The sequence below is a fragment of the Streptomyces sp. NPDC042638 genome (assembly GCF_040647235.1).
Taxonomy (GTDB): Bacteria; Actinomycetota; Actinomycetes; order Streptomycetales; family Streptomycetaceae; genus Streptomyces; species Streptomyces rameus.
The window spans coordinates 12,818-34,011 of record NZ_JBEZBT010000012.1; the positions used below are offsets into that span (position 1 = coordinate 12,818).

Here is a 21,194-nt window from a genome sequence, read left to right on the forward strand (position 1 = left end):
TCAGTCGAGGCAGAACTCGTTGCCCTCGACGTCCTGCATCACGATGCACGACTCGTTGTCGTCATCGGCAGGCAGTAGCCGCACGCGTACCGCGCCGAGCGCGACCAGTCGTGCGCACTCGGCCTCAAGCGTGGCCAGGCGCTCTTCACCCACGAGTCCGGTTCCGGCCCGCACATCGAGATGCAGCCGATTCTTGACGGCCTTGCCTTCAGGAACACGCTGGAAGAACAGTCGCGGACCCACACCCGAGGGATCGACGCAGGCGAACCATGACCCCTGCTCCTCAGCAGGCAGGGAGCGGTCGAAATCGTCCCACGTGGTGAAACCCTCCGGCGGAGGCGGTACGACGTACCCCAACACCTCGCACCAAAAGCGAGCGACACGCTCAGGCTCCGCGCAGTCGAAGGTGACCTGGAACTGCTTGATCGATGACATCGGCGCACCATAGCAGGGAGGTCTCTTGCTCATCTCCCGGTAGGCGGGGGCAGTTTGACGCGTGGATGGTCCTCCGGAGCCGCTGCCGTGTCGTGTGGATGTCCCACGGGTTCGCATACCACGGGGTCTGTGAGACCACCGAGGGTGGCGAGGACGAGGCCGGCCGAACCGTAGCGCTCGGACGCACGACCGGCCCCGGCACCGCCGGGAGAGCACCGTCGCGGTCCACAGCCGACGCGGTGGTCCCGTAGTCAGTCCTGGATCGTGCGTGTCTGCGATGGCCGCTCCCCAGTGCGGGCCCTAGCGTCGAAGCATGCGCTCGCCCCGCGGTGAGTCGGCCGAAGAGACGGTGCCCGGCCTGTCCGCCGGGCCGGTGGCGTTGGCCTGGCTGACGCAGTTCCTGGTGGGCACCGACCTCTTCGTGGTGGCACCGCTGCTGCCCCACATCGCAGCGTCGTTCGCCGTATCAGCGGCCGGCACCGGCCTGCTCGTCACCGCCTTCTCGGTTGCCTACGTGGTGGGTTCGCCCGTCGCCGGCCGGCTCTGCGACCGACGTGACCGCGCCACGGTCCTGGTGGCCGCTCTGGTGCTGTTCTCAGCGGCCAACATCGGCACCGCTCTGGCACCCGGTTTCGGCATGCTGCTGGTGGCCCGCGCCGTCGCCGGCCTCGCGGCCGCCGCCACCGGCCCCACCGTGTACGCCCTGGTCAGCAGCCGTGCGAGGCCCCAGGCTCGGGCACAGGTGCTGGCCGTGGTGGGATCGGGCCTGCTGACCGCCCTGTGGGTGGGCGCGCCGGCCGGATCGCTGCTGGGGCGGTACGTGGGCTGGCAGGCGGCCTTCGTCATCCTGGCCGCGGGCACGTTCTTGCTGGCATTCCCGCACGCGTTCGTGTGGCGTGCCCATCCGGTCCCGGCGACCGCCTCGCCGACGGAGCCGCGAGACGGGTCCGGACCGCAAGGGCCTCCGGGACTGGCACTGCAAGGGGCACCAGCACTGGAAGGGGCACCGGGGGGACCTCGGCGGGCCGGGCGATCCGCTGCGGGTGCCGCGGCGTCCGCCGTCGCGGTAACCGCGTTGTGGGCCTTCTCCGTGTACAGCCTGTACACCTTTCTGGCCGTCGCGCTGCACACCGAGGGCCAGGCCACCGCCGTGACGTGGCTGCTGGTCGTCTACGGCGTCGGCGCCGTCGTCGGCGGGCAGGTCGGCGGCCGGTTCGCCGACCGGGTCGATCCCGTGCGCATCACCAGGTCGGCGCTGGCGCTGACGGCCGTACTGGAAGCCGTCGTGGCCATGGTGTTCCCCACCACCTGGGCGCTGGCCTGCGCGCTGGCCCTGTTCGCGCCGGCCGCCTACGCCTTCTTCCCCGCCCAGCAGCGCCACCTGCTCGACACGTTCCCCCGGCGGGCGACCACCATGTTGTCGTGGAACAACAGCGCGCTGTTCGTGGGGCTGTCTCTGGCCGGTGCCGCAGGCGGACAGATCGTGCACGACCTGGGCTACCCGGTGCTGCTGTACATCGGCGCCGCCGTGGCACTACCGGCGTGCCTCGTCGCCCGGTGCCGGCCGGCCCGGACCCGTGGAAAGGACGAACGGCCTGAGCAGGCGCGCCGCCCGCATTGAACCGTACGGCCGTCACCGGTCACGGCCGGCCGGGGGCAGGAGGCGTTCGGGCCCCCTGCTCGCAGGGCTCCGGTAGTTCGCGGCCGTGGAAAGACGTGCCGCCGATATCCTGGCCGCCGCTTTCATGCTGGATTCCTGACGGGAGATTCAGGACACCGGGGAAACTGCTGGGCCGCCACCCTACTCCTTTATGGGCGGCGAGCTCCTCGCCGGGGAACGACACCGCCGAGAGGTGCTCGTCCTGGTTTCCCTGCGCCCACCGGGCGGCTGTGATCTCGTAGCCCGACACATGCGCGCACATTTGGAGCAAGAGCGGCGGCATCTCTGCTTCGCTCAGCAAGTCCGCATGCTTGATGACGAGGTCGCGCATGGCCTGGATGTTGGGAAGGAAGACGGTAGTCACCCACAGCCGCCACTCGGTGAGCGTGCGCCGACACGTCCCGGCTGCGTGGACGAACGGCGGCACGGCCTGCCGGAGCGGAGCGGCCTGAGGGGGCGTCAGGCCGCGGCTCCGGCCGGCCGGTGCCGCACATGTCCAGCCTGCCCGGGGGCCGTTGCGCGTACGGGCCGCCGAGTCCACCGGCATGGGCGCAGTCCTGCACCGGGCCGTGGGGAATACGGACCGGCCTGTCCAAGCACCGCATAAAGAAAAGGAGGCACAGGTTTTTCGTACGGTCACAGGTGGAGCCGGTGCGCACTCTGTATGGGTGACATCACCGTGTCGCTCTAGATATGGAGTGACGATTTACGACACTTTGGTCGGGCAGGAAATCCTATCTGCTACCTACCGCAAGAAAGGGCTGCCGTGAAACGGGTAGGCCTCTACACGACCCTGTCTTTTGCCGCCGCCATGGCACTGACGGGCGCAACAGCGAGCCAGGCTTCCGCGGAATTCCGCTACGACCCCGAACCCTCCGCCAAGTATACTATTATCTTCAATAACGGCGGGTTCGTCAATAATGGCGGGTTCGTCGGTGACATCGTCGACAACGGGGACGGTAACAGCAATAACGTCCAGGTCGTCGATGACGGCCGGGGCGGCACGCAGGGCGGCAACGGCAACACCCAGGGCGGTATCGGCAACACGCAGAGCGCCGCGCAGGGCGGGGACCACAACATCCAGGGCGCTGCCCAGGGCGGGGCCAACAACGTCCAGGGCGGCATGCAGGCCGGCGGGAGCAACAACACCCTGGGCGGCACTGTGGGCGGCACCAACAACGTCCAGGGCGGCACCCAGGCGGGGAAGGACAACGCGCAGGGCGGTGCCCAGGGCGGCACCAACAACGTCCAGGGCGGCACGCAGAACGGCACCCGCAACACCCTGGGCGGCTCCCAGGGCGGCACCAACAACGTCCAGGGAGCGACCCAGGGCGCCGGGGACAACAACACTCAGGGTGCGACGCAGGGCGGCACCAACAACACCCAGGGCGGCACGGCCGGTGCCACCGAGGGCATCGACGGGACGACGAAGAGGCTGATCACTTCCTCGCTGGAGATGGCCACCGAGGAGGCCACCGCGAAGGTCACGGAGCAGCTCATCACGGACTCGTTCAAGGTGGCTGCCGACGCGATGAGGTCTTGAGACCGCCGCTGTCGTGACGAGCGGGGCCCCCGGGCCGGTGAGCGGACGTGCTACGTCCCCCACCGCCGCCCGGGGGCCTTGCCGTTTCCGGCGGCCGGCCACAGCGGGGCGAGCCGGGCTCAGGTGCGGGTACGGGTGCGCGAACTCTGGTACGGCCCTGGCCGGAGGCTGCCGTCCCAAGCCGGGCGTGTGCCCTTCTCGGTCGTCGGGTCGTCGGGGCGAGGGGCCGACGGGCCGACAGACGTGTCAGCCGTCCGGTCCGCCGATCGGGGGACACACGGCAGCCACCGCAGCGGCTGAAATGAATTACGCAAGCTCATCCACCGGGACACCGGGAACGACATTCCCCCCCGAACTTAGAAATCAGAGGTTTTCCCATGAACAACTCTCGACGTCACATAGCCGCCCGCATCGCCGGTATCTCCTGCATCGCCGCTCTGGCCGCCGGCGGCCTCGGTATGGCGAGCGCCGAAGCCGCCCCGATGAACCACCACACGGCTTCGCACGCGTCCAGCCAGCATCACCAGCAGCGCCACCAGGACGACATGGGCAACAAGGCCGGCAACACCCAGGGCGGCACGCAGGGCAACGGCCGCGGCAACACCCAGGGCGGCACCCAGGGCAACGGCAACGGGAACACCCAGGGCGGCACCCAGGGCAACGGCCGCGGCAACACCCAGGGCGGCACCCAGGGCAACGGCAATGGCAACACCCAGGGAGGCACCCAGGGCAACGGCAATGGCAACACCCAGGGAGGCACCCAGGGCGGCGGGAACGGCAACACCCAGGGAGGCACCCAGGGCGGCGGCAATGGCAACACCCAGGGAGGCACCCAGGGCGGCGGCAACGGGAACACCCAGGGAGGCACCCAGGGGTGACTCGTAGGAACTGACAGTTGGAAGGAATGTGGCACCTCGCGGAGGCGATCTCTGCGGGGTGCCGCTTCGTGTCGGGTCGTCTCCGGGGTGGGTTCGGGTCACTGGGGGGAGATCTTGTGGACGGTGGTGTCGTCGGGGTTCAGCCTTCGTCCGTCCGCGGAGAGTACTTCGAGCGCCCGGAGGCGCTGCCCCTGTCGGCGGTCGACCAATTCCGAGTGCGGTTCGCCGGGGGCGAAGAAGTGCTGTTCGCCCCACTGCCGTAGTGCCACGATGACGGGGAACAGCGCCCTGCCCTTCGGAGTCAGTACGTATTCGCGGTAGGCGCTGCCGTCCGAGGCGGGGACGGATTCGAGGACACCGCCTGCCACCAGGGTGCGAAGACGCGCGGTGAGGATGTTCTTCGCCACGCCGAGACTGCGCTGGAACTCCCCGAAGCGCCGGCTTCCGTCGAAGGCGTCCCGCACGATCAGCAAGGACCACCAGTCGCCGATCGCGTCCACCGACCGGGCAACGGGGCACTCGCTGTCGTCGAACCGCGTCCTGGTCACCATGGCGTCCCTCACTCTCATCTGGTTGCAACATGCTACCAACAGGACTACCGTCACGGTCATTCGGTAACAAGATGCAACCAAATGTGCGGAGGAGTGCACGATGCCCGGAGACGGTGAGACCGTGACACGACCGAACGGAAGCCCAGGCGGGGCAGGTCCCGCGTTCGCCCCGTCCCGTGGCGTGGTCGCACTCTTCGCCGTCGCCTGCGGGGCAGCGGTGGCCAACGTCTACTTCTCCCAGCCGCTCCTGGTGACCATGGGTCACGACCTCGCCATGAGCCCGGCACTGATCGGCAGCGTGGTCACCCTCACACAGATCGGATACGCGCTGGGGCTCTTCTTCCTCGCGCCGCTGGGCGACGTGGCGGACCGCAGACGGCTCATCGTGGCCCAACTGCTGCTCCTGGTGGTGGCGCTGGCGGTGGTGGCCGCGGCCCACACGGCGGCGATCCTGCTCACGGGCATGGCCGCGACAGGGCTTCTCGCGGTCGTCACGCAGACACTGGTGGCCTTCGCGGCCTCACTGGCCCCTCCCGCCGAACGCGGACGGGTCGTCGGTCTGGTCACCAGCGGCGTGGTCATCGGCATCCTGCTCGCCCGGACCGCATCCGGCCTCGTCGCCGATCTCGCGGGCTGGCGCTCCGTCTACCTCTCCTCGGCATCGCTCACCGCGCTGCTCGCCCTGATCCTGCACCGAGTGCTGCCACGCCCCGGTACGGCTCCGCCCACGACCCTGCGCTACGGACAGCTCCTGCACTCCACGATCACCCTGTTCGCGCAGGAACGGCTGCTGCGGCTCCGGGCCGTGTTCGGTCTGCTGATCTTCGCCGCCTTCAGCACCCTGTGGAGCAGCGTCGCGCTGCCGCTCAGCGAGGCCCCGTACTTCCTGCCCCACAGCGCCATCGGGGCGCTGGGACTGATCGGTGTGGCCGGCGCCCTGGCCGCGGCCGCGGCGGGCCGTCTGAACGACCGCGGTCTTCCCCGTCGGACCACGGGACTCGCCCTGGCACTGCTCGCCGCCTCGTGGCTGCCCCTGGCCTTCATCCGCAGCTCGCTCTGGGCCCTCGTCGTCGGGGTGATCCTTCTCGACCTCGCCGTGCAGGCGGTCCATGTCACCAACCAGACACTGATCTACGCGGTGCGCCCCGACGCGGGCAGCCGGCTGATCGGCGGATACATGGTCTTCTACTCGATCGGCAGCGCAACCGGTGCCATCGCCGCGACCACCCTCTACAGCGTGGCCGGCTGGGGTGCCGTATGCGCGCTGGGTGCCGCGTTCAGCTGCCTCGGGCTGGTGCTGTGGGCGTTCACCCGGCGCAGCGCCCCGGACCCCGTCACCGAAGTGCCGCCCCGCCGCGAAGACCGAGCGTTCGCCGTGCCAGAGGCGGAAATGACGGCCGACAGGCGGTGGGGACCGGAGAACTCCTTCACCGGGGTTCGCCGCGCAGTCGGCGCCGGGCCGCCCACCCATCCGGCCTCGCGGTGTCCTCCGTGCCGTCTACAGCGCGATCCCCCGCCCGCTCCACCGGTCGGTTGATCAGACGGGCCGGGGACCTTGTCCAGACTGTGAGCAGGTCCCCTTCGACGGGCTCCTGAGAAGTCCTCCCCCGCCCAGCCGCAATGCCGGAAGAAGGATCGGAATCATGACCATTCAGTACCCGCCCGCTCGCAGTCGAGGCGGTTTCATGATTCAGCAGATAGCCGACCGATTCGAGGTCTACAACCCCTGTGGAGAGTTCTTCGGGGCGTATCCGGTCCGGGCCGCGGCGGAAAAGCGGGTTGCCCTCTTGGCGCGGCACGCCGAACGCACCGCCCGAAACGGCCGGTGAAGACCTTCGAGCCCGGAGGAAAGGCTGAGGCTCACCTGGTCAGCCGGCCGTGGTCCAGCGACGGAGGGCATCCGTACCGGTGGGAGAGGTGTGCGACTTCCGGCCCTCGGGTCAACGTGCGGGCGGGGGTGGGGTGTTCTAGCGTCGGACGAAGGAGGGGCGGTCCCGCCGAGGCGACGGGGCGGGGGATCGGGGCCCTACGGCCTTTTACCGGCCGCGTCTGCCGCCCGGCGTGCCTGAATCCGCGTTTCTCTCCGACACATCCGCAAAGCAGGTGCTTTCCATGCGCATGTCGGCCCCTTTCTTCTCCCGTGTCTGCGGCGTCCTGACCGCTGCGACCATCGCCCTGGGTGGCGTGGCGCTCACCGCACCCGCCGCCCAGGCGGACATCCCCGCCTGCACCAAAATGGTCCAGCATGCGGGTGTCGGCGTCTCGGACGCCGTCACAGCGGCGTGCACCCGAGGTGTGCACAACGACCTGCGGGGCTGCGTGAACGCCCTGACCGAGGCCGGTGTCGCGGGTGGTGCCGCGACAGGCGCCTGCCGGATGGCGGCCAACCCCCCGTGACGGCCACCGGTGACGGCCGGCCCCGGTGAAACCATCCTGTTCTGGGCTCCTGGGCTCCTAGGTTCCCGGGCTCCTACGCTCGGCCTCCCGGGTTACCTGGCGCGCCTGACGACCGTGTGCCCCTTCCGCACCCCGACTCGACATACCCCCTTGTGTCCGAGGTGTGCCGAGCGCCGGGTAGCGTCTTGACCCTCACACCGTGTCAGGCGGTCAGCTCGGAGCCATCATGTTCACCATCGGAGACTTCGCCCGGCACGGCCGTGTCTCAGTGCGGATGCTGCGTCACTACGACGCCACCGGACTGCTGCGTCCGGCCCATGTCGACCCCGCCAGCGGCTACCGCTACTACACCGCCGCCCAGCTCGCCCGCCTCAACCGGATCATCGCGCTCAAAGACCTCGGCTTCACGCTCCACCAGGTCGGCAGCATCGTGGACGCGAAAACCGGAGCCGAGGAACTGCGCGGCATGCTGCGACTGCGGCGGGCCGAACTGGAGACCGCCGTCGCGGCCGCGCAGGCACGGCTGGTCCAGGTCGAGGCCAGGCTCCGAGCGATCGAGAGCGAGGGGCGCATGCCCACCAACGACGTCGTCCTCAAACGTGTCCCCACCATCCGAGTGGCCGAGCTGACCTCGACCGCCGCGAGTTTCGACCCCGCGGACATCGGTCCCGTCATCACACCGCTCTACGACGAGCTGTTCCGGCGCCTTGACGCCGCCGGCATCGCCCCCACCGGCCCCGGCGTCGCCTATTACGAGGACGCCCCCGAAGGCGACGGAAGGATCAGCGTCCACGCCGCCGTCCAGGTCAGTGCCCCGCCCCGGGACGGCACCGTGCGCATTCACGACCTGCCCAGCCTCGAACCGCCGCGACCATCGTGCACCGCGGCGCGATGGACACAGTGCTGCCCACCGCCCAGACACTGACCCGCTGGATCGACGCCAGCGGCTACCGGTCCGTCGGATACCCCCGCGAGATCAACCTGGAGTGCCCCCAGAACCGCGACGACTGGGTGACCGAACTCCAGGCCCCGGTGACCCCGGCCTGAGCAGCCCCCTTCACGGCCAGGTCGGCGCGGTCCGACTCCGCACAGCAGGCGGGCGGAGCGCGTCGCCGCGGCGGGGGTGGGCCGGAATTCGGCTGGTCAGGCGGGGGTGGCTCGTCCTGGTCAGCCGCATACCCGCCGCCCTGCGTGCTCCCTACGGCATAAAATTGTCATCCCGACGGTGAAGCGGCCCGGAAGAGGACGCCATGACACCTCCGGACGCGTTCGGGCCCGCTGAAGGCCGCCCGCCCGAACACGCAAGCGCAGCCGAGATGCCTGCCCTGCACCTGCAGCGGGCCTTCCGATGGCAGGCGATGCTCCGTATCGCCGTCGTCATCGCGTTCGCGGCGGACCTGGCGGTGTTCCCACCCTCCGAGCAGCTGCAGCTGTCGGTGGGGCTGGCCGCCGCCTACACGGCCTGGACCTTTCGGGCGCTGTGGGCGGCCTGGAAGTCCTACAGGCCCTTGCCGGGCTGGGTGTACCCGCTGGTCGACCTGACATTGCTGACCGCGCTGACGGCGGTTTCCGGGAACTTCTCCGACCCGAACTGGAGCTCGCCGATATCGGCCGACATTTTTCTGTTCATACCCGTTCTCGCCTCGTTCCAGATGAGGCCGGCCCTCACCGCTGCGTCGGGGGTGCTGGCCGCGGCGAGCTACGCCGTCGGTACCGGAATCGGGCATCTGCAACAGCCGTACTGGCATTTCACCCTCGTCCATACGCTGTTCATCCTGGTGGTCTGCGCGGGCTGCGTCCTTCTGTCGGACGTCCAGCAGCACCGGGTCAGGTCGATCAGACAGCTGGCCGAACACCGCCTGCGGCTGCTGGAGCGCATAATGGCGGCCGAAGAAAGAGAACAGCGGAAGATCGCCGAGGTGCTGCACGACGGAGCACTGCAGAACATCCTGGCGGCCAGGCACTTCATCGACGAGGCGGCATCCACTCCCGAAGCGGCCGACGCCCTGCGCCGTGCCGACCAGGCGCTCACCACGGCGAGCAGACAGCTCCGCTCGTCGGTACGGACCCTGCATCCCGAAGTCCTGGTCTCCGGAGGTCTGGTACCCGCCCTGGAACAATTGACCCAGCAGGCATCCGAGCGGGGTAAATTCCACGCACAGGTCCGCTCCGGCATCACCACCGCTGGTTCGGCGGACCGGCCGCTGTTCTGGCTGGCCCGCGAAATCCTGGAGAACGTCGTCAAGCATGCCCAGGCGAAGAACGTCACCGTGACCCTGCAGGAAGACGGACCGGGAAGCGTACGGCTGACGGTCGCCGACGACGGCGTCGGCATGGCACCCCACGCCATGGCCCACAGCCTGTCATCGGGACACATCGGGATCGCCTCGCACCGCGCACGGATCGAAGGCATGGGAGGCACCTTCAGCGTGCGCACCAACACCGACGGCGGCACCACCGTAGAAGCCGTCCTTCCACGGAGATAGCCCTTCACCAGCGGTACGCCCCCCGACGACGAAACTCACCTACGCTTGATTCAAGCCATCGAAGATCAGCCGGTCGACCCCATATACAGCGGCACCTGCAGACGAAAGGTCCGATCGCCGTGGCAACGCCGAATCCCGCCCGCATCACCGTGGTCATCGCCGACGACCACCCCCTGTTCCGGGAAGGCATCTCACGCGCGCTGCAACTGAGCGGATTCATCGACGTAGTGGCCGAAGCCGAGAACGGCCGGGAAGCACTGGACATCATCCGCCGCGAAGAACCGGAAGTCGCCGTACTGGACCTACGCATGCCCGACCTCGACGGAATCGCGGTCCTCCACGCCCTCGTGCGAGACCACGCCCCGACCCGGGTACTCCTGCTCTCCGCATTCACCGACAGTTCCTCGGTGTACCGGGCCATAGAAGAAGGAGCCGCGGGCTTTCTCACCAAGGACAGCAAACGCTCCGAAGTCGTCGAGGCCGTCCGGGCGATCTCCCGCGGCCAGACCGTCGTACCGCCCGAGGTCACCGGCGGACTCGCCGAAGAAATCCGCCTGCGCCGTTCCCAGAACACCCCCACGCTCAGTGAGCGCGAACGACAGGTCCTCACCGGCATGGCCCGCGGTCTCAGCATTCCCCAGATCGCGCAGGAACTGTTCCTCGGCACCAGCACCGTCAAAACACACACCCAACGCCTCTACGAGAAACTGAAAGTGTCCGACCGAGCCGCCGCGGTCGCGGAAGCCATGCGACGCGGCCTCCTCGAATAACCACCCCGCCACCTGCTCAGTCCCGGGTGTCCGCCCCCGGCCGGACGGGCCCCCTCATGCATGCTGTCCTACATGGCCACAATCCACCGGCGCCCCGACACCCTTGCCGTCGGGGCGCAGCTGGCCGCCGTCGGCGGATTCCTCGACGCGTACACGTTCATCCGCCACCACGTCTTCGCCAACCTGCAGTCGGGCAACTTCCTGCTGTTGTGCGTGCAGGCCACGGCCCGGCACTGGCGCCCGGCGGTCCTTCTGCTGGTGCCGATCGTCGCCTTCAGCGTCGGCGTCCTGCTCGTGGAGGTACTCGGCCTGCCGCGGGTGGAACGACGGGTACGCCGGCCACTGCGGCTCGTACTCACCCTGCAGATCACGGCTCTGGCGGCCATCGCCGCGCTGCCCGCCGACCTGCCGGAGGAGATCACCACGGTCACGGTGTCGTTCGTGGCCGCACTGCAGTTCTCCACCTTCACCACACTGCGCGACGCCCCGTACACCACCCTGGCTGAGAGCGGGAACCTCCTCAAGGCCCTCGTCGCCGCGCATCAGTGGATGACCAGCAGAGAACCGGCGGACGCGCGCCGCGCGGGACGCTACGGCACGATCGTCGCCGCGTTCGTGGTCGGCGCCGCGGGCGGCGCGATCATGACCCGCCTTGTCGGCGCCCCCGCGATCGGCACGGCCGCCGCCCTGCTCACCTCCGTCCTCCTCACCCTGATCCACCAGACACGACAACTGCAGCGCCACACGACGACACCCCCGTCGCCGCCGCCCCCACGCCCGCCCCTTCGCTGACCACCCGCCCCTGACCACCCGTCCTCGCCACGACACCGCCACACCACCGCCGGACAGCCGCCCCACAGGCACCCCTCAGCGCCCCGCCTCACCGGAGCCACCGGAGCCGCCGGGACTGTCGGGCCTGCCGGGCCTGCCGGGCCTGCGCGCGATGCGCTCGTCGTGGACGAACAGGCACAGACCCACCGCCAGCACCACGCACGCGGCCCAGACCGCACGCACTCCCCAGACGAAGGTCAGCCAGCCGCCGCCGAACGCTCCCGCGAGGAACGCCAGGACCACACAGGCGAACTGCCCCGCCCGCCGCCCGGCCTCCCGGTCCCCGGCAACCACGGCCGCATAGGCGTTCTGCATGGCCGACCGGAGATTCCCGGTGGTCATCGTGCTGTTGTAGACAGCATCGACGAGCGTGCGGAACGTCGACATCTGTACCGAAGCCATGAAGGCGACCAGGACGGTGACCAGCGCATCAGGCGCACTGGCGGGAATCAGACCGACCGCCGCGAGCACCAGGATCTCCAGCGTCATGGCCACACACGCCGGCCGGCGCAGCACCGCCGCCACCCTCGGCCTCCTGAGCGTCTCGGCGACCAGGACCCCTACCAGAAAGGCAACCAGCGGAGGGACATGGCCCAGTGCCTGCCACCAGTGCCGCTGTGCGGCCGCCACCCCGAGCAGCACCACATTGCCAGTCTGCGCACCGGCGAAGACTCCCCCGCGGCTGATGAACGTATAGGCGTCCAGACCGCCGCCGACCAGTGCGAGCAGCACCCCGAGACGCACCGACCGGTCCGTCGCCGGGGCACCCGCCCCGCGCGCGGTCCCGTCCCCCGGCACGGACGCAGGCCTCGGAGCGCCCCCGGACCGCGGCATGGCATCCGACATCCCCTTGTATCCCCTTGCGCCCTTTCCCGGCCCGGCCATGCCCAGCCGACGAGGCATACACGCCCAGGTCCTCCGATCATCCACCAGCCCCCGGACCCGTGCACCACCACACTTCACGCGGCCACGCCACCACGCCCCTGGCCCCAGGGTCCGCGCCCGGATCGCGCCGAACGGATGACAAGGCCGTCACCCACCCGCTCCCTCGGATGGTGGACCCACCGCATCGCACGGCGCCCCTAGCGTCGAGACAGCAAGGACCCGAACCCCTCGTCCGAAAGCGAGAACACCATGTCGAACGCGCGAAACGACCACCCCGGACGTGTCATCGCCGGCGTGGACGACCACAGGCAAAGCGTCGTGACGTTGCAGTACGCAGCCGAGGAAGCCCGACGGCGCGATGCCGTCCTCGTCGCTGTCACGGTATGGAGCCCCTACGGCGGAGACATCGCCGAACGCACGATGCCCTGCCCGGAACTCGACGCATCGCAGAAAGCATCGGCACAGTCCCTGCTCGACACCGCGTGCAGGCGTGCCGGCCTGCCCGAGGGCCTGCCACTGGAGCGCCGGGTCGAGAGGGGCGTCCTCGGACCCGTCCTGGCGCACCTGGCGCACGGCCCGCACGACCTGCTGGTGATCGGCCCGCGCCACCGGCACACACTGGCCTGGCTGCGCCCTTCGTCCGACCGGTACTGCATCCGCAACGCCGCAACGCCCCTCGTCATCGTCCCTGACGAGTGGGCACCCACCGCCACACACTCCACACCCGCCACCTGACACCACCGCACACTCGCAGACGCCGACCACCACGGTGACGGACGGATGCGCCCGTCCCCCGCCGGAGAGAGCATGGAAAAGGCGTCTGACATCCCGCCTCACCCCTGTCCCAGACAGGTTCTCGACGTGGGGGCACGTCCATGACCGACCAGACAGACCCTTACACCACCCTGCACCGGGACTGCGTCCTCGCCGACACCCTGCGGGAGGTCATCGAACACCTCGGCGCGAACACAGGCCTGGTCTACCTCCTCGCGGACGACTCCCACACCCTGCGCACCGTGATCATCGGCGGGGCCCAGCCGACGATCTACACCATGCCCGAGCACATCGACATCGACGAGCCCTACGCCACCGCCGTGGCCTACCGCACCGGCACCGTGGCCACAGCCGGCTTCGCCACCACGGACACTTCCTCTCCCGGCATGCGACTCGCCGGCCGTGTCCCCTTCCCCTACTCCGTCATCTCCCTGCCCATCGACACCGATCACGGCCGTCTCGGCGTCCTCACCTTCGTCTGGGTCCCACCCCGCACCGACCCCCTGCACACCCGCGACATGGCCTGGCTGCACGACAGGACGGACACCCTGGCCCGCACCCTGGACACCCTGGCCGACCACGCGGTCGGCATGCGCGCGGGAGCCAAACCCGCCCTGCTCCCCTTCTACCGGCACACATCGAGGCCACCAGCGGACACCAACATCGGCTGGGGCCTGCCCGACCGCCCCGGTTCCGCCGAGGTCAGCTTCATGTACCAGCTCCACCAGCTGGCCGCCGAACTCAACGAAGCCACCAGCGTCAGCGACGTCATGACCGTCACCCGCCATCGCATCATGACCCCGTTCGGCGCCACGGCCTTCCTCGTTCACACGCTCAAGGACGGCCGGCTATGGGTCGCCGGCCACAGCGCGTACCCCACCACCGCGCTCCGCCTCCTCCACGGTGCCGCCGCCACCGGCCACCGCCCCGACGCCCACGCCCTGCACACCCGGACCCCCCTGTACTTCGAAGACCGCCACAGCCTCCTCGAGCGCTACCCCCACGCCGTGGACGACGACCTCGAAGCGACCGCCTACCTCCCCATCACCCTCCACAACCACCCCGTGGGCGTGTGCACCCTCGGCTTTCCCCACCCCCGCACCTTCAGCGCCGAAGAACAAGCCGTCACCATGCTCATGATGGATTTCCTCGGAGCCGCCCTCGAACGCGCCACCCTCACCGAGAACGCCCGCCAACTCGCCGAGAACCTTCAGAAGAAGCTCCTCCCCCGCCACCTCGTGGAAGTCCCCGGCATGATCACGACCGCCCGCTACGTCCCAGCCCCCTCCACCGCGGGGCTCGGCGGCGACTGGTACGACATGATCCCCCTGCCCGGCGGCAGCATCTCCCTCGTGGTCGGCGACGTCGAAGGCCACAGCATCGACAGCACCATCGTGATGGGCCAACTCAGAAGTGCCGTCCGCGCCTACACCGCCGAAGGCCATACCCCCGGCATCACCCTCACCCGCGCCAACCGGCTCCTCAGCGAGCTCGACACCGACCTCATGGCCACCTGCTGTCTCATCAATCTCGACACCACCACCGGAACCGCGGAAATCGCCACCGCCGGGCACCCCCCACCCGTCTTCCGCACGTCCGACGGGGTCCTGACCAGCCCACGCCTCCCCCCAGGCCTCCCACTCGGCATCAACCCCGACACCCCTTACACCACCACCGACATCCCCCTCGCCCCCCACACCCTTCTGCTGCTCTACACCGACGGCCTCACCGAAAACCGCCCCCTGGACACCAGCCCCTACACGCGCACCCTCCTCACGCCCCCACCCGACACCCTCGATCACCTCGCCGACCACCTCATCGACCAGGCCACCGCCCACCACACCCACCACGACGACATCGCCCTCCTCATCGCCCACTACGAAGGTCCCCGCCCCGGCCCCAACCGCCGTATCACCGACATCCACTTCCACCGCCACGACCTCAACGCCGTCAAGTCCGCGCGGCAGTTCATCACCGACAGCCTTCACACCTGGGGGCTGGACGACCTCATCGACGACACGCAGCTCCTCACCTCGGAGATCGTCACCAACGCCCTCATCCACGCCGACAGTGACGTCGACCTCCGCCTCCGTGAGTACCCCGACCACCTGCGCCTCGAAATCCATGACACCGACCCCACGCCGCCCATCCCCACCCCCATCACCCTCGCCCCCGACACCAACCAGCACGCCGAACACGGACGCGGACTCCTCATCGTCGACGCCCTGGCCACCCAGTGGGGCAACACCCCCACCGGGCGCGGCAAGACCATCTGGGTCAACATCGACAGCCGGCTCAGTTCGGGTCGCGGTTGAACACCGACTTCGACCAGGCGTAGCCGAGCACGGCCAGGCCCAGGCACCACGCCACGGCCAGCCACCCGTTGCGGCCGATCTCGCTGCCCAACAGCAGTCCCCGCAGGGTCTCGATGGCCGGGGTGAACGGTTGGTACTCGGCGATCGGCTGGAACCAGCCCGGCATCGCCTCGACGGGGACGAAGGTGCTGGAGATGAGCGGCAGGAAGATCAGCGGCAGGGCGTTGTTGCTCGCGGCCTCGGCGTTCGGACTGACCAGGCCCATGCCTACCGCGATCCAGGTGAGTGCCGTGGCGAAGAGCACGAGCAGCCCGAACGCCGCGGCCCATTCCAGGAAGCCGGCGTCGACGGAGCGGAAGCCGATCGCGACGGAGACGGCGCCGACGAGGACCACGCTGATGACCGACTGCAGCACGCTGCCGACGACGTGCCCGATGATCACGGAGCCGCGGTGGATCGCCATCGTGCGGAAGCGGGCGATGATGCCTTCGGTCATGTCGTTGGAGACGGAGACCGCGGTGCCGACCGTGGTGCTGCCGATGGTCATCAGCAGGACGCCGGGTACGAGATAGGCGATGTACCGCGAGCGGTCGGCCCCGCCGCCGCCGATGCCGGCGCTCATCACGTCCCCGAAGATGTAGACGAAGAGGAGCAGCAGCATGACCGGCGTGAGCAGCAGGTTCAGCGTCAGGGACGGGTAGCGCCGGGCGTGCAGCAGATTCCGGCGCAGCATCGTGGACGAGTCGCGCACGGCGAGGGAGAGAGAGCTCATCGGACATCCTCCTTGGTCCTGCCAGGCGTGCCGGAGTCGGTCAGCGTGAAGAACACGTCGTCGAGGTCGGGGGTGTGTACGGTCAGCTCGTCCGCCTCGATGCCGAGGGAGTCCATCCAGTCGAGGATGGAGCGCAGCTCGCGCTGGCTGCCGTCGCTCGGGATCTGCAACGACAGCGACTCGTCGTGCCGGCCGGCCTCGCGCACGGCCGAGGCGGCGCACCGGTAGGCGGCCGGGTCGGAGAAGCGGAGCCGGACGTGCCCGCCGGGGATGAGCCGCTTCAGCTCGTCGGCGCTGCCCTCGGCGGCGATCCTGCCGCCGTTCAGCAGGGCGATGCGGTCGGCGAGTTCGTCGGCCTCCTCCAGGTACTGGGTGGTGAGGAAGACGGTGACTCCGCCGTTGACGAGTTCGCGGATGATCTGCCACATGTTGTGGCGGGCCCGCGGGTCGAGGCCGGTGGTCGGCTCGTCGAGGAAGATGATCTGCGGGCTTCCGACCAGGGTCATGGCGATGTCGAGGCGGCGCTTCATGCCGCCGGAGTAGGTGGAAGCGGGCTTCTTCGCCGCCTCGGTGAGGTCGAAGCGCTCCAGCAGTTCGGCGGTGACCTGCCGCCCCTTCCGCCTGGACAGGTGGCGCAGGTCCGCCATGAGGAGCATGTTCTCCTCACCGGTGATCAGCCCGTCGACGGCGGAGAACTGTCCGGTGACACCGATAGCGGCACGCACCGCCTGCGGTTCGGCGGCCAGGTCGTGACCCGCGACCTGGGCGTGGCCGCCGTCGGCCGCGATGAGCGTGGAGAGGATCTTCACGGCAGTGGTCTTGCCGGCGCCGTTCGGGCCGAGCAGCGCGAACACGGTCCCGGCCGGGATGGCGAGGTCGATCCCGTCGAGGACGGCCTTGTCGCCGTACGACTTGCGCAGCCCGACGGCGGAGACGGCGACCGGTGACGGGTGACCATCACCCTGACTAGACGTGGGCATGCCAAAAGAGGGCACGGGTGCCTCCGTTCGAAGGAATGGTGGGCGGGGAAGCGGTCTTTGCGGGGCAGGGGCTCGGGCGGCTCAGATCCGGGCGCGGCGCACGTCGATGTTGCCGTAGCGGGTCCGGGCGCGAACCGAGACCGTCTCCTCGGTCTCCTCCGGGCTCTCGGACGCGGCGAGCGTGTTGCGCACCTGCCCGTTGCCCGAGCTGACGTCGAGCCAGGCGACCGAGCCCTCGCGGACGCCGACGTCGATGGCGCCGTAGGAGGTCTCCAGCTGGATGGTGCCTCGGGCCACGTCGCCCACGCGCAGGGTGCCGTGGGCGGTGGTCGCGGTGACCGAGCTCTCCGCGCGCTGGATGTCGATGTCGCCGTTGGCGCCGTTCACCCGCAGTTCGCCGGTCGCGGTGCCGACGGTCGTGGAGCCGTGCGAGTTCTTCAGGACCGCCGGGCCGTCCACCACGCCGAGGCGCAGGCTGCCGGAGCTGGTGGTGATCTCGGCCAGACCCTCGACCTGGTCCACGGTGATCGAGCCGTGCGAGGCGGTCAGCTGCAGCGGTCCCGTGGCGTCCATGCGGACGTCACCCGACGACGTCTTCACGCGGACCTCGCCGAGCCGTCCCTCACCGAGCACCTGGGTCCAGGAGCCGGTCGTGTCCACGTGCGAGCCGGTGGGCAGTTCCACCGTCACGTCGACGCTGCCGGTGGGACCGACGAGGTAGCGCCCCTTGGGCGTCCTGATGGTCAGCACGCCGCTCGCGTAGGTGACCTCGGTGTGCTCGGCGACCCGCACGTCCTTGTCCTTCTTCGGGTCGCGGGGCCGCACCTCGACGACCGTGTCGCGGCGGTCGCTCGCGGAGAACTGAATCGAACCGGCGGCCACGTTGGCGGTGACCGAGATCGGCTGGGGAGTGTCGAAAGAAGGCATGGCTGTTCCGTCCTCTTGTGTCTTCGTGGCGTCCCTGCTGGTGGGACGTGGTGTAGGTGCAGTGGGGGGCGAGGTGCGGCTAGCGCGCCCAGCCCGTGAAGCTCTGTCCGACAGTGCGGGTGGTGCGGGGCTTCTCCGCCGTACGGGACGGAGTGCCACCGCCGACCGCGGCCGACACGGCTCGTACCAGCCATGCGTTGACCGACAGGCCCTCGCGGTTCGCGGCCTCCTCGGCGCGCGCCTTCAGGTGAGCGGGCAGGCGCAGATTGACGCGGGCGGTGCCACCCTCGTCGCCGTCGGCCGGCGCCGGTGCCGGTGCCGTGAGCGGTTCGGCGGGCGCGCTCCTGTCCTCGTACGCCTCGTCGCGCGCCGGCCGCGTCACCACGAAGTCCGGGTCGAGCCCGCGCAGCCGTACGTCGACCGAGCCGGGGGCGAGTTCGCGGGTGATCTCGTCCATCGCGGCGGAGAGCACGTTGAGCATTGCCAGTCGGGTCGCCGACTCCAGGGGTGCGGTGAGCCGCTCGGCCAGCGCGCGGGCTTCTTCGCCTCCGGCTTCGGCGGCCACCGTGAGTTCGCGGCGGAGGTTGTCGACATACGGCGTGAGGTCCATGGCGTCATTCTGGCGCCACCATGGCACCAGATGCAAGTCCCGTGAGAGACGGATTGCGCGCCACACCTACTCCGACTGCTATGACCTGCGGAAGCACGGCGAGAAGGACGCGCACGGGCATCACCGCCACAGCGATCGCCGGCCCAGGAGCGAGCGAGGGCCCCCTCGCCATGCCCGCGTCTCCGACCCTTCCAGCGGGGGCCGTCATAGGCGTCGCACCACCTTTGATGTCACCGCATCCCGCAAATGACTCTCCCTGGCGCCACTCATGTGCCACTATGGCGCCACGCAAGCAGCCCTTCGCCTCGCGCGGCAGGAGGGTGCGCACTTCGCAGAGCGAGCCATCGAAGGGGTCGAACCATGGAGACAGCACACAGCGGGCACCAGTCGGCGGCCGGTGCATTCGCCCGCTTCGTGCTGTGCGGCGGCGGGGTGGGGCTCGCCTCCAGCGTCGCCGTGGCGTCCTTCGCCGCCTTCATGCCCTGGGTCCTCGCCAACGCCCTGATCACCGTGGTCTCCACACTCCTCGCCACCGAGATGCACGCCCGCTTCACCTTCGGCGCGGGTGGGCGCGCCACCTGGCGCCAGCATGTGCAGTCGGCCGGGTCCGCGACGGCCGCGTACGCGGCGACCTGCGTGGCGATGCTCGTCCTGCGGCAGGTGGCGGCGACACCCGGTGCACTGCTGGAGCAGGTCGTCTACCTGTCCGCCTCCGCACTCGCGGGCGTCGCACGGTTCGCGGTCCTGCGCCTCGTCGTCTTCGCGCGGAACCGCTCGCAGGACGCGGCCACCGTCCGCCCCGTGCCCGCGACCGTGGCGCCCGGCCCGGCCCCGGCCGCCCCTGGTGCCCTCTGCTACGCCGCCTGACCCCTCCGCCGGGCGGCGTACCCGGCGCACAAGCCGCGTGCCATGTCATTCCTCGAAGCGGTACCCCATGCCGGGCTCGGTGATGAGATGGCGGGGATGGGCGGGGTCCGGTTCCAGCTTGCGCCGCAGCTGGGCCATGTAGACGCGCAGGTAGTTGGTCTTGGTGCTGTGGGAGACGCCCCAGACCTCCTGGAGCAGGTGCTTCTGGGTGATCAGCCGGCCGGGGTTGGTGACCAGGATTTCCAGCAGGTGCCATTCGGTCGGCGTCAGCCGGACGTCGCGGCCGTGCCGGACGGCCTTCTTGGCGACCAGGTCGAGGGTGAACTCGTCCGTCTGCACCAGTGTCGTCTCGGCGACCAGCGGCGTGTCCTCGGTGCGGCGGACGGCGGCGCGCAGCCGGGCGAGCAGCTCGTCCATGCTGAACGGCTTGGTGACGTAGTCGTCGGCGCCCGCGTCGAGGGCCGCGACCTTCTCGTCGGACGACCGGCGGGCGGACAGGACCATGATCGGGACGCGGGTCCAGCCACGGAGGCCCCTGATGATGTCGACGCCGTCCATGTCGGGCAGGCCGAGGTCCAGCAGGACCACGTCCGGCTGACGGGCGGCGGCCAGGCGCAGGGCCGTCGCGCCGTCGGGGGCCGCGTCGACACCGTAGTGGCGCGCCCGCAGGTTGATCACGAGGGCCCGTACGAGCTGCGGGTCGTCCTCCACCACGAGCACCCTGGTCATGGGTGTGCCTTTCCTCTCCTACGACGGGCCGAGGGCGCCGGGAGTGAACCGCCGACGTCATGACAGCGGGAGTCGACGGACTCGGGCTCTCTGCCCGACCGCCGACTCCCGCGCACGTCGCGTGATCCCGTCAGCGCTTCGCCACGAGGTCCTTGAGCGCGATGTTGAGTTCCAGGACGTTCACGCGGGGCTCGCCCAAGAAGCCCAGGGTGCGGCCCTCGGTGTGGTCCTTCACCAGCTTCTCCACCTGGGCGACGGGCAGGCCGTTCTTGGCGGCGACCCGGTGCGCCTGGAGTTCGGCGTAGGCCGGGGAGATGGCCGGGTCCAGGCCGGAGCCGGAGGAGGTGACGGCGTCGGCGGGGACGTCGGCCGGCTCGACGGTGTAGCCGGGGACCGAGTTGTCCTTGACCACCTTGGCCCTGGCGTCGTCGACCTGCTTGAGAAGCACCTTGCTGTCCGCAGACAGGTTGGTGGCGCCCGACAGGATGAGCTTGTACCGGGTGTTGACGCTGTTCGTGCCGAGGCCGTTCGCCGGGCGGGACTGGAAGTACGCGGGGCTGTACCCCTGTTGCCCGATCAACGAGGAGCCGACGACCTTGCCGTCCGCCGTGACCTCGGAGCCGTTCGCCTTGTCGTGGAACGCCGCCTGGGCGATACCGGTCACCACCAGCGGGTAGATGACGCCCGTCACCAGGGTCAGCACGAGCAGTGCCCTGAGGCCCGCACCGAGCAACCGGGCGGTGTTGATTACGGAGTTGTTCATGGTGATCAGCACGCCTTTGGG

General features: G+C 69.6%; 21 protein-coding genes and 2 pseudogenes. 13 read left to right on the top strand and 10 right to left on the bottom strand.

Annotated features, from left to right (window positions below; translation table 11 throughout):
* A complete protein-coding gene (locus tag AB0B40_RS12770; protein ID WP_345058413.1) occupies window positions 1-435 on the bottom strand; it encodes a VOC family protein in 435 nt (144 codons plus the stop codon).
* Window positions 436-748: 313 nt separating this feature from the next.
* Here AB0B40_RS12770 and AB0B40_RS12775 point away from each other — a divergent pair, with 313 nt between their 5' ends.
* Window positions 749-2,056: an MFS transporter gene (locus AB0B40_RS12775; RefSeq protein WP_362263891.1), complete on the top strand. Its 1,308-nt coding sequence runs from the start codon at window positions 749-751 to the stop codon at window positions 2,054-2,056.
* Window positions 2,057-2,075: 19 nt separating this feature from the next.
* Here AB0B40_RS12775 and AB0B40_RS12780 read toward each other — a convergent pair.
* A pseudogene (locus tag AB0B40_RS12780) lies at window positions 2,076-2,474 on the bottom strand (hypothetical protein); the annotation flags it as partial.
* Window positions 2,475-2,861: 387 nt separating this feature from the next.
* Here AB0B40_RS12780 and AB0B40_RS12785 point away from each other — a divergent pair.
* Together AB0B40_RS12785 and AB0B40_RS12790 are read left to right on the top strand one after the other, a co-directional pair.
* Window positions 2,862-3,638, top strand: coding sequence for a hypothetical protein (locus AB0B40_RS12785; protein WP_362263892.1), 777 nt, complete (start codon window positions 2,862-2,864; stop codon window positions 3,636-3,638).
* 377 nt (window positions 3,639-4,015) lie between these two features.
* Window positions 4,016-4,516 carry a hypothetical protein gene (locus AB0B40_RS12790; protein WP_362263893.1) on the top strand — a complete coding sequence of 167 codons (501 nt, stop codon included), beginning with the start codon at window positions 4,016-4,018 and terminating at the stop codon, window positions 4,514-4,516.
* Window positions 4,517-4,614: 98 nt separating this feature from the next.
* On the opposite strand, the gene AB0B40_RS12795 is transcribed toward AB0B40_RS12790, so the two are convergent.
* Window positions 4,615-5,067: a helix-turn-helix domain-containing protein gene (locus AB0B40_RS12795; protein WP_345058421.1), complete on the bottom strand. Its 453-nt coding sequence runs from the start codon at window positions 5,065-5,067 to the stop codon at window positions 4,615-4,617.
* A gap of 181 nt (window positions 5,068-5,248) precedes the next feature.
* Here AB0B40_RS12795 and AB0B40_RS12800 point away from each other — a divergent pair, with 181 nt between their 5' ends.
* The 7 genes and pseudogenes from AB0B40_RS12800 to AB0B40_RS12830 all read left to right on the top strand — a co-directional run bounded on the left by AB0B40_RS12800 (window position 5,249) and on the right by AB0B40_RS12830 (window position 11,512).
* Window positions 5,249-6,604 (top strand): MFS transporter, encoded by a 1,356-nt coding sequence (locus tag AB0B40_RS12800; protein WP_362263894.1) that lies wholly within the window; start codon window positions 5,249-5,251, stop codon window positions 6,602-6,604.
* 106 nt (window positions 6,605-6,710) lie between these two features.
* A complete protein-coding gene (locus AB0B40_RS12805) occupies window positions 6,711-6,896 on the top strand; it encodes a hypothetical protein (protein ID WP_345058425.1) in 186 nt (61 codons plus the stop codon).
* Between the two features lie 283 nt (window positions 6,897-7,179).
* Window positions 7,180-7,464 (top strand): hypothetical protein, encoded by a 285-nt coding sequence (locus AB0B40_RS12810; RefSeq protein ID WP_362263895.1) that lies wholly within the window; start codon window positions 7,180-7,182, stop codon window positions 7,462-7,464.
* 226 nt (window positions 7,465-7,690) lie between these two features.
* Window positions 7,691-8,511, top strand: a pseudogene (locus AB0B40_RS12815) (MerR family transcriptional regulator).
* A gap of 269 nt (window positions 8,512-8,780) precedes the next feature.
* Complete coding sequence (locus tag AB0B40_RS12820) at window positions 8,781-9,950, top strand: ATP-binding protein (RefSeq protein WP_362263896.1); 1,170 nt, start codon at window positions 8,781-8,783, stop codon at window positions 9,948-9,950.
* A gap of 119 nt (window positions 9,951-10,069) precedes the next feature.
* Complete coding sequence (locus AB0B40_RS12825) at window positions 10,070-10,720, top strand: response regulator transcription factor (protein WP_362263897.1); 651 nt, start codon at window positions 10,070-10,072, stop codon at window positions 10,718-10,720.
* A 72-nt stretch (window positions 10,721-10,792) separates the two neighbouring features.
* Complete coding sequence (locus AB0B40_RS12830; RefSeq protein ID WP_345058435.1) at window positions 10,793-11,512, top strand: YoaK family protein; 720 nt, start codon at window positions 10,793-10,795, stop codon at window positions 11,510-11,512.
* A 75-nt stretch (window positions 11,513-11,587) separates the two neighbouring features.
* Here the strand turns inward: AB0B40_RS12830 and AB0B40_RS12835 are convergent, their stop codons facing one another.
* A complete protein-coding gene (locus tag AB0B40_RS12835) occupies window positions 11,588-12,283 on the bottom strand; it encodes a YoaK family protein (RefSeq protein WP_362263898.1) in 696 nt (231 codons plus the stop codon).
* 402 nt (window positions 12,284-12,685) lie between these two features.
* On the opposite strand from AB0B40_RS12835, the gene AB0B40_RS12840 reads away from it, so the two are divergent.
* Window positions 12,686-13,171, top strand: a complete 486-nt coding sequence (locus tag AB0B40_RS12840; protein ID WP_345058439.1) for a universal stress protein — start codon at window positions 12,686-12,688, stop codon at window positions 13,169-13,171.
* 140 nt (window positions 13,172-13,311) lie between these two features.
* A complete protein-coding gene (locus AB0B40_RS12845; RefSeq protein ID WP_362263899.1) occupies window positions 13,312-15,525 on the top strand; it encodes a SpoIIE family protein phosphatase in 2,214 nt (737 codons plus the stop codon).
* Here AB0B40_RS12845 and AB0B40_RS12850 read toward each other — a convergent pair.
* From AB0B40_RS12850 to AB0B40_RS12865, 4 genes are all read right to left on the bottom strand, one after another.
* Window positions 15,506-16,297 (bottom strand): ABC transporter permease, encoded by a 792-nt coding sequence (locus tag AB0B40_RS12850; protein ID WP_345058443.1) that lies wholly within the window; start codon window positions 16,295-16,297, stop codon window positions 15,506-15,508. The two genes, AB0B40_RS12845 and AB0B40_RS12850, sit on opposite strands and share 20 nt — an antisense overlap.
* Window positions 16,294-17,277, bottom strand: a complete 984-nt coding sequence (locus AB0B40_RS12855) for an ATP-binding cassette domain-containing protein (protein WP_345058445.1) — start codon at window positions 17,275-17,277, stop codon at window positions 16,294-16,296. Before AB0B40_RS12855 ends, AB0B40_RS12850 begins: the two co-directional genes overlap by 4 nt.
* An 81-nt stretch (window positions 17,278-17,358) precedes the next feature.
* On the bottom strand, window positions 17,359-18,204 hold the full coding sequence (locus tag AB0B40_RS12860) for a DUF4097 family beta strand repeat-containing protein (RefSeq protein ID WP_345058447.1): 846 nt from the start codon (window positions 18,202-18,204) through the stop codon (window positions 17,359-17,361).
* A 79-nt stretch (window positions 18,205-18,283) separates the two neighbouring features.
* Window positions 18,284-18,814, bottom strand: a complete 531-nt coding sequence (locus AB0B40_RS12865; protein ID WP_362263900.1) for a hypothetical protein — start codon at window positions 18,812-18,814, stop codon at window positions 18,284-18,286.
* A 360-nt stretch (window positions 18,815-19,174) separates the two neighbouring features.
* Between AB0B40_RS12865 and AB0B40_RS12870 the strand changes: the two genes are divergently transcribed.
* Window positions 19,175-19,681: a hypothetical protein gene (locus AB0B40_RS12870; RefSeq protein ID WP_345058451.1), complete on the top strand. Its 507-nt coding sequence runs from the start codon at window positions 19,175-19,177 to the stop codon at window positions 19,679-19,681.
* Window positions 19,682-19,726: 45 nt separating this feature from the next.
* On the opposite strand, the gene AB0B40_RS12875 is transcribed toward AB0B40_RS12870, so the two are convergent.
* Window positions 19,727-20,410: a response regulator transcription factor gene (locus AB0B40_RS12875; RefSeq protein WP_345058453.1), complete on the bottom strand. Its 684-nt coding sequence runs from the start codon at window positions 20,408-20,410 to the stop codon at window positions 19,727-19,729.
* Window positions 20,411-20,540: 130 nt separating this feature from the next.
* Window positions 20,541-21,173: a potassium-transporting ATPase subunit C gene (locus AB0B40_RS12880; RefSeq protein WP_362263901.1), complete on the bottom strand. Its 633-nt coding sequence runs from the start codon at window positions 21,171-21,173 to the stop codon at window positions 20,541-20,543.
* Between the last annotated feature and the right edge of the window lie 21 nt (window positions 21,174-21,194).

Coding starts and splice junctions, on each gene's coding strand:
- AB0B40_RS12840 (WP_345058439.1), top strand. CDS start 12,686: ATGTCGAACGCGCGAAACGACCACCCCGGACGTGTCATCGCCGGCGTG.
- AB0B40_RS12790 (WP_362263893.1), top strand. CDS start 4,016: ATGAACAACTCTCGACGTCACATAGCCGCCCGCATCGCCGGTATCTCC.
- AB0B40_RS12795 (WP_345058421.1), bottom strand. CDS start 5,067: ATGGTGACCAGGACGCGGTTCGACGACAGCGAGTGCCCCGTTGCCCGG.
- AB0B40_RS12855 (WP_345058445.1), bottom strand. CDS start 17,277: ATGCCCACGTCTAGTCAGGGTGATGGTCACCCGTCACCGGTCGCCGTC.
- AB0B40_RS12875 (WP_345058453.1), bottom strand. CDS start 20,410: ATGACCAGGGTGCTCGTGGTGGAGGACGACCCGCAGCTCGTACGGGCC.
- AB0B40_RS12850 (WP_345058443.1), bottom strand. CDS start 16,297: ATGAGCTCTCTCTCCCTCGCCGTGCGCGACTCGTCCACGATGCTGCGC.
- AB0B40_RS12810 (WP_362263895.1), top strand. CDS start 7,180: ATGCGCATGTCGGCCCCTTTCTTCTCCCGTGTCTGCGGCGTCCTGACC.
- AB0B40_RS12775 (WP_362263891.1), top strand. CDS start 749: ATGCGCTCGCCCCGCGGTGAGTCGGCCGAAGAGACGGTGCCCGGCCTG.
- AB0B40_RS12860 (WP_345058447.1), bottom strand. CDS start 18,204: ATGCCTTCTTTCGACACTCCCCAGCCGATCTCGGTCACCGCCAACGTG.
- AB0B40_RS12845 (WP_362263899.1), top strand. CDS start 13,312: ATGACCGACCAGACAGACCCTTACACCACCCTGCACCGGGACTGCGTC.
- AB0B40_RS12830 (WP_345058435.1), top strand. CDS start 10,793: ATGGCCACAATCCACCGGCGCCCCGACACCCTTGCCGTCGGGGCGCAG.
- AB0B40_RS12805 (WP_345058425.1), top strand. CDS start 6,711: ATGACCATTCAGTACCCGCCCGCTCGCAGTCGAGGCGGTTTCATGATT.
- AB0B40_RS12865 (WP_362263900.1), bottom strand. CDS start 18,814: ATGGACCTCACGCCGTATGTCGACAACCTCCGCCGCGAACTCACGGTG.
- AB0B40_RS12870 (WP_345058451.1), top strand. CDS start 19,175: ATGGAGACAGCACACAGCGGGCACCAGTCGGCGGCCGGTGCATTCGCC.
- AB0B40_RS12770 (WP_345058413.1), bottom strand. CDS start 435: ATGTCATCGATCAAGCAGTTCCAGGTCACCTTCGACTGCGCGGAGCCT.
- AB0B40_RS12880 (WP_362263901.1), bottom strand. CDS start 21,173: ATGAACAACTCCGTAATCAACACCGCCCGGTTGCTCGGTGCGGGCCTC.
- AB0B40_RS12820 (WP_362263896.1), top strand. CDS start 8,781: ATGCCTGCCCTGCACCTGCAGCGGGCCTTCCGATGGCAGGCGATGCTC.